Here is a 13,769-nt window from a genome sequence, read left to right as displayed (position 1 = left end):
AACTGCTGGAAGTCCTCCAGGCTCGGGTCCTGGGCCTGGAGCATGGTGCCCATCGCCCCGTCGGCGACCACCACACGGGTGGCCAGCGCCTCACGGAGTGTCTCGCCGCCCGTCGTCACCGCGGCCATGGCGCACCTCCCGGGCCTCCCAGGTGGGCTGCCAGCTCTTCGGCCGCCGCCGTGCCGTACGTCTCGGCGACGACGGCGGTGAGCCGGTCGGGGTCGGGGGTGTAGGTCTGGGACCCCACCTGGGACAACGCGAAGGAAGCCATGGCGCAGCCGAGTTGGGCCGCGCGCGGAAGGTCCAGGCCCCGGGCGAGGGCCGCGAGGAAGCCGGCGCGGAAGGCGTCGCCGACACCGGTCGGGTCGGCGACGCGGACGCCGGCGACGGCGGGCACGGTGAGCGCCGGGCGGTCCGCGGCCTCGATCCGCACCCCGTCGGCTCCGAGAGTGGTGATCCAGGCGCCCACGCGCCGCAGGACGTCGTCGCGGTCGGCGCCGGTGCGCTCCAGCAGCAGGGTCGCCTCGTACTCGTTGGTGAACAGCCATCGGGCCCCGGTCACCAGGGCGCGCACCTGGTCGCCGTCGAGGCGGGCGAGTTGCTGTGAGGGGTCGGCCGCGAAGGGGAGGCCGAGCGCACGGCAGCGTGCGGTGTGGCGCAGCATGGCCACGGGGTCGTCGGGTGCCACGACGACGAGGTCGGGCAGCGGGTCGAGGCGTCCGAGGTCGATGTCGCGGGCTTCGGCCATGGCGCCGGCGTAGAACGCGGCGACCTGGTTGGCGTCCTGGTCCGTGAGGCACAGGAACCGGGCCGTCTGCCGCTCGGTGGAGACGTGCACGGCGCCGGTGTCGACGCCGTGGTCCTTCAGCCACACCTCGTACTCGCCGAAGTCGGTGCCGACCGCCCCGACCAGCAGGGGGGTCAGCCCCAGCCCGCCGAGGCCGTAGCAGATGTTGGCGGCGACGCCGCCACGGCGCACCTCCAGGTCGTCGGCCAGGAACGACAACGACACCCGGTCGAGCCGGTCGGGGATCAACTGGTCCGTGATCCGGCCGGGGAAGGTCATGAGATGGTCGGTGGCGATGGAGCCGGTCACCGCGATACGCATGGGAACTCCTGTTCCTGTCGGCCCGGCCGGTCAGCGGCCCGCGGCGGCCGCGAGCCGGTCGGCACGGTCGGTGCGCTCCCAGGTGAAGTCGGGCAGCTCCCGGCCGAAGTGGCCGTAGGCGGCGGTGTTCGCGTAGATCGGCCGCAGCAGGTCCAGATCGCGGATGACGGCGGCCGGCCGCAGGTCGAAGACCTCGTCGATGGCCCGCTCGATCCGCTCGGTGTCGACCTTGGCGGTGCCGAAGGTCTCCACGAACAGGCCGACCGGCTCGGCCTTGCCGATGGCGTAGGCGACCTGCACCTCGCAGCGCTCGGCGAGGTCCGCGGCCACCACGTTCTTGGCGACCCAGCGCATCGCGTACGCCGCCGAGCGGTCCACCTTGGACGGGTCCTTGCCGGAGAAGGCTCCGCCGCCGTGGCGGGCCATGCCGCCGTAGGTGTCGATGATGATCTTCCGGCCGGTCAGGCCGGCGTCGCCCATCGGGCCGCCGATCTCGAAGCGGCCGGTGGGGTTGACCAGCAGCCGGTAGTCCCCGGTGTCCAGCTTGATGCCGTCCTCGGCCAGCCGGGCCAGCACGGGCCCCACCACGTGGCGGCGGATGTCCGGCGTCAGCAGGTGGTCGAGGTCGATGCCGGACGCGTGCTGGGAGGAGACCACCACCGTGTCCAGGCGCACCGGGCGGTCGCCCCGGTACTCGATGGTGACCTGGGTCTTGCCGTCGGGGCGCAGGTAGGGCACCACGCCGTCCTTGCGCACCTCGGCCAGCCGGCGCGACAGCCGGTGGGCGAGTTCGATGGGCAGGGGCATCAGGGCGGGGGTCTCACGGGTGGCGTAGCCGAACATCAGCCCCTGGTCGCCGGCCCCCTGGCCGGCGAGTTCGTCGTCCACGCCGCCCAGCCGCTTCTCGTACGCGGTGTCCACGCCCCGGGCGATGTCCGGGGACTGCGCGCCGATGGACACCGACACCCCGCAGGAGGCGCCGTCGAAGCCCTTGACCGAGGAGTCGTAGCCGATGCCGAGGACGGTCTCGCGGACGATGTGGGGGATGTCCGCGTAGGCGGAGGTGGTCACCTCTCCGGCGATGTGGACCTGGCCCGTGGTGATCAGGGTCTCCACCGCCACCCGGGAGGCCGGGTCCTCCCGCAGGAGGGCGTCGAGGATGGCGTCGCTGATCTGGTCGGCGATCTTGTCGGGGTGGCCCTCGGTGACGGACTCGGAGGTGAACAGCCGGGTTGTCATGTTTCTCCTAGGAGTGAAGCGGTCGTGGTCCGGCGTGCCGTCCGGCTCCGGGCGGTCAGCGGGTCCGCCGGGCGGCGGCCGCGAGGATCCGTGCGAAGTCGGTGGCGGGTGCGGTGGTGGCGGTGAGCACCACCGGGGGAGGCGGGCCGTCCCCGGTGGTGAGGGACTGGGCGATCTCGCACGCGGCGACGCCTCCGCCGGAGAAGGCGCCGAGCACGAGGGGGCCGTCCGCCGCGATGTCCCGCAGGGCGGCCCGCAGCGCCGGCCCCGTCCGGTCACCGGACGGGGTCGGCAGCAGGACGAGCGCCTGGGGGCCCTGGTAGACGGCGGCGAGGCGGGTGTGCGCGTGGCGGGGGGTGCCGGGCGACTGCACCAGGCAGACGGCGCCCGCACCGGGGTGCGCGGCGGCGCGCAACAGGACCAGCGGCGGGTCACCGGGCGGCGCGGCGGCGGGGGCGGGGACGGAAGTGACGACGGCGGCCGGATCTGGATCCGGGTCCGGAGTCGGGTCCGGGTCCGGGTCCGTGGGTGCCGTCGTGCCGTCGGTCCGGGGCAGGCCGGCGAGCAGTTCGAGCGCCTCCCCCACCCGGGTGCCGCCACCGGTCGTCGCCGGCAGGGTGCACAGCAGCCCGGCGGTGTGCGCGAGGACCGCGTCGGCGTCGGCTTCGGCGAGGCGTTCGCGGTCGTAGGAGAAGGTCAGGACGAGCCGTTCCTCGTCGTCGTGATGGGCGACGAGGGTGACGGGGTACAGGGTGCGGGCGCCCATGGTCTCGGCGGAGGTCATCCGGACGGCGTGCGCGTCCGGGCGGGACGCCGGGAGCCGCGGGTCGTGCGGGTCGTACAGGTCGTACGGCTCGTGCAACTCGTGTGCTCCGCACCGCTCGTGCGGCTCGGGCGGCCCGCCGTCGAAGACGAGCAGAGTGCCGGTCCCCTCGCCGGGGGACCACCCCTTTCCGGACCGTCCGCTCCAGGAGCGGGCCTGGCCCGGCGACACCCACTCGTGGGCGGACAGGTCCAGGGCGTGGTCACGCAGGCGCGTCAGCAGTGCGGGCACGGTGTCCCGGGGGTCGACGACGACCGCCGCCGGAAGCGGGGTGCGCAGCGCCCCGGGCATCCGCTCGACGCCGTCCAGCAGGACGCCGCGCCCCGGCACGGCGATGCCGAACCGCACGGTCGCCCGCCCCACGGCCCCGGACACCCGGTACAGCAGCAGGGCCCACGCGGCGTGCAGCGCGCTGCTCTCGGGGCTGCCCCACCGCGCCGCCCACGCCCGCAGCCGCGCGGTCTGCCGGACGGTGAGCCGGGTGCGGAGGTGGCCGGTGCCCGTGCCGTCGCCCGGTCCCGGCAGGTCGGTGCCCGGTCCGGTGTCGGCCCGGCTCCAGAACGCGCGCGCGGGCGCGGTGTCCCGGGCGGCGAGCCAGTCCGCGTGGTCGCCGACGTCGGGGCGCCTCTCCCCGCCGGGCAGGGAGCCGCCGGCCAGGTAGGCGCGCCGGAACTGCCGCAGCAGCAACCGCACGCTCCAGGCGTCGAGCAGGGCGTGGTGGAAGGTGAGCAGGATGCGGGCCGACGGGTGCGGGTCCCCGCCGAGGACGGTGATGCGCAGCGGCCCCGGAGTGCGCGGATCGAGGCCGCGCCGCCGGTCCTCCTCGGCCAGTGCGTACCAGTCGATGCTGCCGTGCGCGTGCCGCACGATCTCGGGCACGACCCGTTCGTGCAGCACGACGGACGGTTCGGGACCGTCCTCGAAGGCGGCGCGCAGCACGCTCTCGCGGGCGAAGACGGACTCCCAGGCGGCGGTGAAGCGCGCGTGGTCGAGCGGCCCGTGCCAGACGGCGGCGAGCTGCTCGCAGTGCCGCGGCGTCCCGGGGTGGGCGTCGGCGTCGGCGAGCAGTTCGCGCTGGAGCGGGCTCGGCCGGATCCTGCGCCCGGTGCCGGCGGCGGGCGGGCCCTGCGTCAGCAGGTCGGCGAGCAGCCCGGCGGAGCAGCCGTCGAACGCCCCCGAGAGGAAGTACAGCGTGTGGTGGCCGGGGCCGCGCCGCATGAGCCGGCGGGGGCGCGGCGGCACGGGTGCCCCGCAGCGCGCGGCGACGCGGTCCAGGGCCGCCGACAGCCGGCCGGCGTCGTGCGGGCCGTGCACGTCCAGCACCAGGAGGGCGTCGCCGCGCGGCCCGGTGAGGTCGACGACGACGGTCGTCGGCCCGGTTGACGCGGTGCGTGAGGAGCGGTGGGTCGTCATCGTCGTCTGGGGTGCGCGCCGTACCGTGCGCTCTTCGTCCGCGGACGCGGCCGGGCACCCTTCCTCCCCTCTGTGCCGTGCGGGCACCGAGTATGGGAACGATCTCCATGGGGCCCTGACGCGGCGCTGACACGGCGGTCGTCCGCGGGTCGGGTCCGCTCGGTCCGGTCGGGCACGACGGGGTGCCGGGCGGGGCCGTCGGGAGGCGGGAGGCGGGAGGCGGGAGGCGGGAGTCTGAGGGCTGGTGGCTCGCCGGGCGCACCGCGGAGGGCGGGCGGGGGCGTCCCGCGGCGGTGGCGGACGGCGGTGGCGGGCGGGGTCAGCCGAGGAGCCCGGCCACGGTCCGCAGGACGTCGTGGTCGAGCAGGGTGTCCGCCGACGTGCCCCCGCGGGGGGCCGGGCGGCCCGCGTCCTGGCGGGCCACGCTCAGCAGGTAGCGGCGGCGGACCCGGTGGGTGGCGAACGTCCACTCGCCGTGGGCGGCGGCGGGCCGGCCGTCGGGGGCGGACAGCCGCCCGGTGTCGGGGTCGAAGCCGAACTGGGTGAAGCCCAGCTGCAGTCCCTGGCCCAGCGCCTTGGTGTAGGCCTCCTTCAGGGTCCACAGGCGCAGCAGCCGGGCACCGCGCTCCGCCTGCGGCAGGCGGTCGAACCACCCGCGTTCGGCGGGGGTCAGGACGCGGCCGTGCAGCAGGTCGTAGGGCATGCGCCGGCCGACGGGTTCGGCGTCGACGCCGATGCGCCCGTCGCGGCTGACGGCCACCGCGATCAGCTCGCCGGTGTGGGTGAGGCTGATGTCGATCGGGTCCAGGCCGCGCAGGTACGGCCGCCCGCCGATCTGGTAGGCGAGGTCGAGCTCGGCCGGGTCGGTGCGCAGGACGGCCGCGGCGGTGTACTTGACGGCGAGCCGGGACGCGGCGAACCGGTGGCGGGCCGCGGGGTCGCCGGTGCGGAGGTAGCGCGGCCAGTCCCGCCCGAGCAGAGTGCGCAGCGCGGGCCCGGCGACGGCGGGGGACCACGCGTCCCGGACCGTGTGGACGACGGTGTTCCCGTACCGGTCCACGGCCTCGCGGACGCGCTGCCACGGAGCGTCGGGCCCGTCGACGCGCACCGGCGGGGCGATGGTGTCGTGGTGCTCGACGCGCACCGGCGGGGCCGTGGTGCCGCGGTGCCCGGTCATGGGGCGGTGGCTGCCGCGTCCGGGAGGCCGCCGCCGTCCCGGTGACGGTGCAGCAGTTCCTCGACGAGGCGCTCCCGGACGTCGTCCGGCGGGCCGGGGACCGGGAGACCGAGGCGCTCGCCGATCCGTGACAGGGCCAGCTCGGCCCAGGCGGGGTCGGCCGGGAACGGACCGGGGCCGTCCTGCGCCTCCCGGGCGCGCAGCACCGCGGCGGCGCACACGAGCAGGCCGTAGCGGTCGGCGAGCACGAGCGCGGCCGGTACGGGGGCGGCGGCCGGCAGGCGACGGCACCGGGTGGCCAGGGCGCGCAGCTCGGCGACGAGGAGCTCGGCGAGGACGGCGGTCCGGCCGCCCGCGGCGCCGGATGCGGCGAGCCGCCGGGCGCAGCCGACAAGGGAGGCGGCCATGAAGTCGCCGCCACCGGCGACGGCGAGCGCGGCGTGGTCCAGCGGCGGCAGTCCGGCACCGGTCTCGAACAGTGCGGGCGGCGGCTCCGGTTCGGTGAACCAGGAGCGTTCCGCCAGGTCCCGCAGGTGCGCGACGAGCACGCTGCGGCAGGCGGCGGCGCCGGCGGGCCCGGACTGCGCGGCGGACAGGACGCGCATCAGTCCGCCCGGTGCGCCGTGCCCGGGGCCGTCCGCGCGGTGGGCGTGCGCTCCGAGGACGGTGACGAGTTCCTCCAGGCCCGGGCGGAGCAGGCCGGGCACCGCGTACCGGACCGCGGCGGCGAGGAGGTGGGCGGCCGGGGGCAACAGGCTCAGCGCCCGCAGCGCGGCGGTCGTGACGGCGCGGCAGGCCAGCAGGTCCGCGCAGACACCGGCGAGCGGCCGGTGCCGGCGCGGGGCGGTCCGTCCCGGGGAACCGGCGGTGGCGGCCCGCACCGCATGGTGCAGCGCGGTGTCACCGGCCGCGGTGAGCCCGGCGCACAGCACCGCGTGCTCCACCTGCAGGGCGCGCAGGGCGAGGACGACGCCGTCGCCCTCGCGGCCCACGAGCGCCCCGCGCGGCACGAGGCAGCCGCGGAACTCCAGCGCGTCCCCCCGCGCACCGGGCAGTCGGCGGATCGTGCCCGCGTTCCGTCCGGCGGGATCGACGAGCAGCACGGAGTGGCCGCCCGGCCCGTCCGGGGCGCCGGTGCGGGCGTGGACGAGGTGCAGGCCGGCGGGGAGGGCGCCGCCGGTGACGGGCGCGCGGCCGTCGAGCCGGTATCCGCCCGGCACCCGGCGGGCGGTGATCTCCCCGTGCGGCGGGGTGCCCGCGCGGGCGGGTCCGCGGTGGACGACCGCGACCCGCCCGCCGGTCAGCAGCAGCCGTGCGACGTCGTGCCGCTGCCAGGTGTCGCCGGCCGCCCAGACGGCGCCCGTGGCCAGCAGCGAGGCGAGGTCGCGGCCGAGCGCGGCGTCGTGCCGGAAGACGGGGCGCAGGACCCGGGCGAGCAGGTCGGCCCGGACGAGCCGCCCGCCGTGCTCGGCGGGCACGAACTCGCCGGCGACCCCCTCCTCGGCGAGCAGCGCCTCGGTCCCGGTGGACGGGAGGTGCCGGGTTCCGGTGGCGCACCGGCCGGCCGGGCCGTCGGCCCGGGGGACGTCGAGCCGCCGCTCCAGCCGGGCGGCCCGGGCGCGGGCGGCCGCTTCCGGCCCGCCGGACGCGGCGGCGGGAGCGGGACGGGGGCGGGTCTCGGTCTCGGCGGGGAGGGTCATGACGGTGGTGGTCGGCTCCTCGGCACCGGGGGCGTGGGAGGGCGGGCGCACCGCGCCCGTGCCCGGATCCTGGCGGCGGCGGCTCGAGGCCGCCTGGAGCCGCCCTCGAACCGCGGCCCGCCCGGCGGGGTGCGGCTCCGCGCCGGCGGCGCGCCTCGAGCGGGCTTCGGCCGCCCCACGAGCCACCGGGCGCAGAGTCGGTTGCACCGACATCGCTGAGGAGGTCCGCCGATGGCACAAGGCACACATCCGGTCGCCCTGGTGACCGGGGGCACCCGGGGCATCGGGCTCGCCGTGGTCCGGGAACTCGCCCGCCGGGGCCATCGCGTCTTCCTGTGCGCGCGCACCGGGCACGAGGTGAAGCAGACCGTGGAGGACCTGCGCGCCGAAGGGCTCCAGGTGGAGGGGGCCGTCGCCGACGTCCGCTCCGCCCAGGACGTGCGCGCCCTGGTGCGCACCGCCGTGGAGGTGTTCGGGCCGATCGGCGTCCTGGTCAACAACGCCGGCCGCAGCGGGGGCGGCCGTACGGCCGACATCCCCGACGAGCTCTGGTACGACGTCATCGACACCAACCTCAACGGTGTCTTCCTGGTGACCCGGGAGGTGCTCAAGAACGGCGGCCTCACCGACGGCGAGCACGGGCGGATCGTCAACATCGCCTCCACCGCGGGCAAGCAGGGCGTGCTGCTGGGGGTCCCCTACACCGCGTCCAAGCACGGCGTGGTCGGCATCACCAAAGCGCTGGCCAAGGAGCTCGCCCCGTGCGGCGTCACCGTCAACGCCGTGTGCCCCGGGTACGTGGAGACCCCGATGGCGGAGCGGGTCCGCCGGAGTTACGCCACCGCGTGGAACACCACGCAGGAGTACGTCCAGGAGCAGTTCGAGGCCAGGATCCCGCTCGGCCGCTACTCCACGCCCGAGGAGGTGGCCGGTCTGGTCGGCTACCTGACCACCGGTCAGGCGGCCTCCATCACGGGTCAGGCGCTGAACGTCTGCGGCGGCCTGGGCGCCTTCTGACCCACCGGGCGCCTTCCCGCCGGCCGCGGCGGTGGGGAGGCGCCCGGCGCGGGGCGGGCGTGCCGGCGCGCCCGCGGCGCACGTCGAGCGGCCGGGGCACGACCGGGTCCGGCGGCGGCCGCGCGGCGGACACCGCCGGGCGCCCGGCCGCGGTGCCGGGCCGCTCGGGTCACGTCGTCGTGCGTGCGGGGCGACCGCACAGCGCACGGGACGCGGTCCGGACGCCGTGCAGCGGCGCCCTCAGGCCGGGGACGGGACCGGGGCCGGGACCGGTTCGGTCCGGGCCGCGTCGCCCGGTGCGGGCGCCAGCCGCCGCACCACGCGGCACGCCCGGTCCAGCAGCAGGGGCAGTTCGCGGCCCCGGACGAAGAAGTGGTCCCCCGGCACGGTGCGGTGCCGGGCCGGGTCGGCGGTGAAGCCGCTCCATCCGGCGGTCACCGCGGGCGGGGCCAGCGGGTCGTCCGTCCCGGCGACCGTGAGCAGCGGCACGGCCGGCAGTCCGGTGGCCGGGGGGCGGCGGGCCGCCGTGCGCAGCGCCTGCGCCAGGACCAGGTCGTCGCGCAGCACCGGCAGCACCGCCCGGTGCCAGAACCCGCCGGGGGTCGCCCCGGACGGCAGGGCGCCCAGGTCGGTGAGCAGGGCGAGCAGGTCGTCGTCGGGGGCCCGGCAGGCGTCCGACAGGTCCGAGCCGGTGTCCGGCGGCGGACAGGCGCCCAGGACGAGCAGCGCGGGCCCGGGCAGTCCCGCCTCGTGCAGGGCGAGGGTGACGGTGTGGGCGACCAGGGCGCCCAGGCTGTGCCCGTACAGCACGTACGGGCCCGGCGGCGGCTCGGTGAACAGCGGCAGCACGTCGGCGAGCAGCTCCGCGCGGGTGGTCGCGCGGGGTTCGGCGCGCCGGGCCTCGCGCCCGGGCAGCAGCACCGGCACCGGTTCCACGTGCGGGCCCATGACGCGCCTCCAGCCGTAGAAGGCGGAGACGCCCGCCCCGGCGTGCGCGAAGCAGTAGAGCCGTACCGGCTGTCCGTCCGTCATGTGCTTCCCCTTCCGGCGTGTTCGCGGCGGCACCAGCGTGGTTCCCGCCCGTGGAGGGCGGCTGGAGGGCGGGTGGAGGACCGCTCGGGGGCGTCGCGGGCGACGGCGCGGGACGGCCGGGCCTCAGGCCGCGTACCGGTCGAAGGTGGAGCCGCGGCGCGGCCCGGCCACCAGGTCGAGCTGCGCGTCGACCGTGAGCATGGCCTGGTGCAGCCGCTGCAGTTGCGGTGAGGGCTCCACGCCCAGTTCCTCGATGAGGCGGCCCCGCAGGCCGCGGTACACCTCCAGGGCGTGGGCCTGCCGCCCCGACCGGTACAGCGCCAGCATCGCCTGCGCGTGCAGCCCCTCGTGCTGGGGGTGACGCGCGATCAGGTCCATCAGTTCGGCGACGAGTTCGGCGTGACGGCCCAGGTGCAGGTCGGCGTCGATCCGGCGTTCCACGGTGGCCAGGCGGGACTCCTCCAGCCGCAGCACCTCGATCCTGAGGACCGGGCCCATCGGCACGTCCACCAGGGCCGGTCCCCGCCACAGGCCGAGCGCCCGCCGGAAGCTGTCCGCGGCCCGCCGGTGGTCGTCCGCGTCGAACGCCGCCTGGCCGGCGGCCACCAGGCGCTCGTAGGCGTGCACGTCGACCCCCTCCGGCGGTATCCGCAGCAGGTAGCCGCCGTGCCGGGTCGCCAGGACGTCCTTGGCCGTGCCGGCGTCGGAGCCCATCGCGGTCCCCAGCCGCCGGCGCAGCTGGAGGATGTACGTCTGGAGGGTGGTCATCGCGCTCTGCGGCAGCTCGGTGCCCCACACCTCCTCCAGCAGGGTCGGAACCGGCACGATCCGGCCGGGGTGGAGCGCGAGCAGCGCCAGGATCTGCCGCGGCTTGCCGGCCGTCGGGACGATGGACCCCCCGTTGACGGCGGCACACAGTGGACCCAGAACCCGAATCTCCATGGTCTCCTCCGTACATCGTCGAACTCCCCCGATGGCTCAAAGCCGTCGGCCCGTCGCACGCTAGCCCCGTTCGCCCCGGCCGCTTCGTCCTCTCGAGCGACGTTCGAGCAGCCTTCCACGCTGGGATTTCGCCTCCCGCGGGGCCCGGCTCGAAACCACGCGCACGAACGCTCGAACCCCGCTCGGGTCCGCTCCCCCCGGTCCGGGCGGCCGGTTATCGTCCGGAATCCGATCCCCGACCACCGAGGGAGGCACCGTGCGCCCCTGCCTGTTCGTCCCCGGTCGCGGCGCTCCGCCGCCGCGGCGCCGGCCGGTCACGGGCACGGTCACGCGATGAGCGTCCTCGACCGTCCACCGCCGCGGGAGGGAGGGACCGCGGCGGCGACCGAGTTCCGGCTCCTGGGCCCGGTCCGCATCCGCGACGCCGCCGGCCGGGAGGTCGTGCCGCCCGGTTCCAAGCAGCGTGCCCTGCTGGCCGCGCTCGTGATCCACGCCGGGGAACTGCTGTCGGCGGAGCGGCTCACCGAGGAACTGTGGGGAGGCGCCCTCCCGGCGAACGCGCCCAACGCGCTGCACGCCCACGTGGCGCGGCTGCGCCGGCTGCTGCCCGCCCGGCCGGGCCCGGCGGACGGAACCGAGTGGATCACGACCCTGCCGAGCGGGTACGTGCTGCGGCTCGGCACGGCCACCACCGACGTGGAGCGCTTCGGCCGGCTGTCGTCCGAGGGCCGCGCCCGGGTGGCGTCGGATCCGCCGCGGGCGGCCCGGCTGCTGCGCCGGGCGCTGTCGCTGTGGCACGGCCCGGCCCTGCAGGACGTGGGCGCCGGACCGATCTGCGCCCGCGAGGCCGACCGGCTGGAGGAGATGCGCCTGTGCACGCTGGAGATGCTGCACGAGGCGAACCTGCGCCTGGCCAGGCACGGCGAGATCATCGGCGAGCTGGAGCGGCTGACCGCGGACCATCCGCTGCGCGAGCGGTTCTACGACCTGCTGATGGTGGCCCTGTACCGCAGCGGCCGGCAGGCGGAGGCGCTCGGCGTGTACGAGCGGGCGCGCCGCTGCCTGGTCGCCGCGCTCGGCATCGAGCCGGGACCGGCCCTGCGCGGCCGGATGGAGGCCATCCTCGGCCACTCCCCCGGCCTGGGCGTGCCGGGCCCGCGCCGGCCGGACGGCGGTGTGCCGGACCCGGGCGGCGAGCTCGCCTGGCTGCGGCGTCGCGTCGAGGAACTCACCCGGGAGCACGAGCGGTTGGCCCGTCGCCTCGAGTCGGTCGCGGTCCGGCCGCCGGAGCCGGTGTGACGTCCCGGCGCCCCTGCGCGACGGGGCCCCGCAGGGTGCGGGGCCCCGTCGCGGTGTGCCCGGGTGCCGTGCCGCACGCGGGCCGGGGGGCGTCGTGCGTCAGGCGGCCGCCCCGGCCGGGAGCGGGGCCCCGGGCGGCCGGGTGCGGTAGCGGCCCGTCTCGCCCGGGGGGACGAGGGCGGGCAGCAGCAGGTCCCACAACGCGTCCATCCTGATGCGCAGGGCGTGCTGCGGGCTGGCGCCGGCCAGGTTCCCGATCCCGCACAGCAGCGCCGACAGCAGCGCCTCGGCCCCGCCGTCCCCGGCCCGCACGCGGGTCTCGCCGGCCGCTTCCGCCAGGTCGAGCAGGTGCCGGACCTCGTCGGTCCACACCTGGTGGAAGTCGGCGGCCGGCCGGTCGGCGCACTCGTACGTGATCCGGAAGCCGGCGCGGATCAGCGGCTCCTCGTGCAGCGCCCGGGCCAGCCAGTGGGTGAGGTCGATGAGGACCTGCACGGGCGGCACGCCCGCCTCCCGCTGCCCGCGCACGAAGTCGCGCAGCATCGCGCGGCCCCGTTCCTGCACGGCGTCGGCCAGCCCGTCCTTGGAGGCGAAGTGGAAGTACAGCGCCCCCTTGGTCAGGCCCGCGGCCGCGGCGATCTGTCCGAGCGTGGCGTTGGCGTAGCCGTACCGGTCGATCAGGTCCGCGGCCGCCCGAAGGAGGCGGTGGCGCGTCCGCTCCGACCTCGCCTGCATCTGTCCTCCCCTGTCTCGTGCCGTCGGTGGTCCGGGCCGCGGACGCGCGGCCCGGGTCAGCCGACCCGGGTCAGCCGCTTGGGGTCCGCGGTGCCTGCCGGGTCGAGCGGCCGCTCGGAAGCGGCCATGAGGATCTGGAGCTGCAGCCGGCGCAGTCCCGCCGAGGGCTCCAGGCCCAGTTCCCGCACCAGCGTGGTGCGCAGCCGGTGGTAGACGTCCAGCGCCTCGCTGCGCCGCCCCGAGCGGTGCAGGGCGAGCATGAGCTGGCCGTGCAGGGTCTCGTGCGTGCGGTAGCGGCTGACCAGGACGGTCAGTTCGCCGAGCAGTTCGCGGTGGCGGCCGAGCCGCAGGTCGGCCTCGATCCGCTGGTCGAGCGCGCACAGCCGGGTCTCCTCCAGCCGCCGGATCTCCACCTCCAGCTGCGGACCGGCGTGGACGTCGGCGAGGGCCGGCCCGGTCCACAGGGCCAGTGCCTCCCGCAGCTGCTGGGAGGCGCGCGGGTAGTCGCCCGCGTCCATGGAGCGGTAGCCCGTGCCGGCGAGCCGTTCGAACTCCCGGACGTCGCCGGTCCCGCCGAAGGTGCGGAGCAGGTAGCCGCCGGGCGTGGTGACCAGCACGTCCTTCGCGCTGCGCGCGGGGGCCCCGTCCGGGGCGTGGCGGAGGGCGGCCGTGATCAGGTCGCGCAACTGCAGCACGTAGGTCTGCAGGGTGGTGCGCGCGCTGCGCGGCGGCTCGTCGCCCCACAGTTCCTCGATGAGCCGGGCCACGGGGACGACGCGGTCGGCGTGCAGGGCCAGCAGCGCGAGCACCTGCCGCGGCTTCGGGGCCGTCGGCGTCACCGAGATGCCGTTCTCCGTGACGGCCAGCGAGCCCAGTACTTGGATGTCCACGCCTCTCCCCCATCTGCGTGAGTCGCCGGTCACCCGGACCTCTCCTCAAGTCCCTTCCAGCACAATCGAGTTAAAGACAGTCCCGCCGGTTTGTCAACGACAAACCGGCTTGCCTGTTTGATTGAGGGAGAAGCGGGACCCGGGACCTTCAGAGGCGGGATCGAAGCGGGCAAATGCCGCACTCATCATCGAATTGACACACCCTCCGCCACACAGAGCAGACCGCAGTCCCGGAAACGCGGAGCTTCAAGGCGCGGTAACGGGCACTGTGGTCTGTTATCGCCTGGCGACCGGGTGACTACTGGGGTGGGTTGCCGTGCTTGCGGGAGGGCAGGTCGGCGTGTTTGGTCCGCAGCATGGCCAGCGAGCGGATGAGGACCGCGCGGGTCTCGGC

11 protein-coding genes are annotated in these 13,769 nt (G+C 76.4%); 2 read left to right on the top strand and 9 right to left on the bottom strand.

The genetic code is table 11. The features are described from left to right. Positions 1-115: 115 nt before the first annotated feature. From ACZ56B_RS31715 to ACZ56B_RS31695, 5 genes are all read right to left on the bottom strand, one after another. A complete protein-coding gene (locus ACZ56B_RS31715) occupies positions 116-1,108 on the bottom strand; it encodes a carbohydrate kinase family protein (protein ID WP_468798201.1) in 993 nt (330 codons plus the stop codon). A gap of 30 nt (positions 1,109-1,138) precedes the next feature. Then, a complete protein-coding gene (gene metK / locus ACZ56B_RS31710) occupies positions 1,139-2,347 on the bottom strand; it encodes a methionine adenosyltransferase (RefSeq protein WP_468798198.1) in 1,209 nt (402 codons plus the stop codon). A gap of 55 nt (positions 2,348-2,402) precedes the next feature. Next, a complete protein-coding gene (locus ACZ56B_RS31705; RefSeq protein ID WP_468798195.1) occupies positions 2,403-4,583 on the bottom strand; it encodes a condensation domain-containing protein in 2,181 nt (726 codons plus the stop codon). A gap of 319 nt (positions 4,584-4,902) precedes the next feature. Continuing rightward, on the bottom strand, positions 4,903-5,760 hold the full coding sequence (locus ACZ56B_RS31700) for a 4'-phosphopantetheinyl transferase family protein (protein WP_468798192.1): 858 nt from the start codon (positions 5,758-5,760) through the stop codon (positions 4,903-4,905). Beyond that, positions 5,757-7,460 carry an acyl-CoA dehydrogenase gene (locus ACZ56B_RS31695; RefSeq protein ID WP_468798190.1) on the bottom strand — a complete coding sequence of 568 codons (1,704 nt, stop codon included), beginning with the start codon at positions 7,458-7,460 and terminating at the stop codon, positions 5,757-5,759. Before ACZ56B_RS31695 ends, ACZ56B_RS31700 begins: the two co-directional genes overlap by 4 nt. 231 nt (positions 7,461-7,691) lie before the next feature. Between ACZ56B_RS31695 and fabG the strand changes: the two genes are divergently transcribed. Further along, positions 7,692-8,477, top strand: coding sequence for a 3-oxoacyl-ACP reductase FabG (gene fabG, locus ACZ56B_RS31690; protein WP_468798187.1), 786 nt, complete (start codon positions 7,692-7,694; stop codon positions 8,475-8,477). A gap of 240 nt (positions 8,478-8,717) precedes the next feature. Here the strand turns inward: fabG and ACZ56B_RS31685 are convergent, their stop codons facing one another. Next, positions 8,718-9,509 carry a thioesterase II family protein gene (locus ACZ56B_RS31685; RefSeq protein WP_468798185.1) on the bottom strand — a complete coding sequence of 264 codons (792 nt, stop codon included), beginning with the start codon at positions 9,507-9,509 and terminating at the stop codon, positions 8,718-8,720. Between the two features lie 123 nt (positions 9,510-9,632). Further along, positions 9,633-10,451: an AfsR/SARP family transcriptional regulator gene (locus ACZ56B_RS31680; protein WP_468798183.1), complete on the bottom strand. Its 819-nt coding sequence runs from the start codon at positions 10,449-10,451 to the stop codon at positions 9,633-9,635. Between the two features lie 333 nt (positions 10,452-10,784). Between ACZ56B_RS31680 and ACZ56B_RS31675 the strand changes: the two genes are divergently transcribed. After that, positions 10,785-11,750 (top strand): AfsR/SARP family transcriptional regulator, encoded by a 966-nt coding sequence (locus tag ACZ56B_RS31675; RefSeq protein WP_468798180.1) that lies wholly within the window; start codon positions 10,785-10,787, stop codon positions 11,748-11,750. A 99-nt stretch (positions 11,751-11,849) separates the two neighbouring features. On the opposite strand, the gene ACZ56B_RS31670 is transcribed toward ACZ56B_RS31675, so the two are convergent. Both ACZ56B_RS31670 and ACZ56B_RS31665 read right to left on the bottom strand, forming a co-directional pair. Beyond that, positions 11,850-12,485, bottom strand: a complete 636-nt coding sequence (locus ACZ56B_RS31670) for a ScbR family autoregulator-binding transcription factor (RefSeq protein WP_468798177.1) — start codon at positions 12,483-12,485, stop codon at positions 11,850-11,852. A 56-nt stretch (positions 12,486-12,541) separates the two neighbouring features. Continuing rightward, positions 12,542-13,375 carry an AfsR/SARP family transcriptional regulator gene (locus tag ACZ56B_RS31665; protein WP_468798174.1) on the bottom strand — a complete coding sequence of 278 codons (834 nt, stop codon included), beginning with the start codon at positions 13,373-13,375 and terminating at the stop codon, positions 12,542-12,544. Positions 13,376-13,769: the final 394 nt, after the last annotated feature.

The organism is Streptomyces sp. NPDC034670 (genome assembly GCF_055574875.1).
The sequence above is the reverse complement of the archived record's forward strand: the minus strand, read 5'-3'. Positions and strand labels throughout refer to the sequence as shown.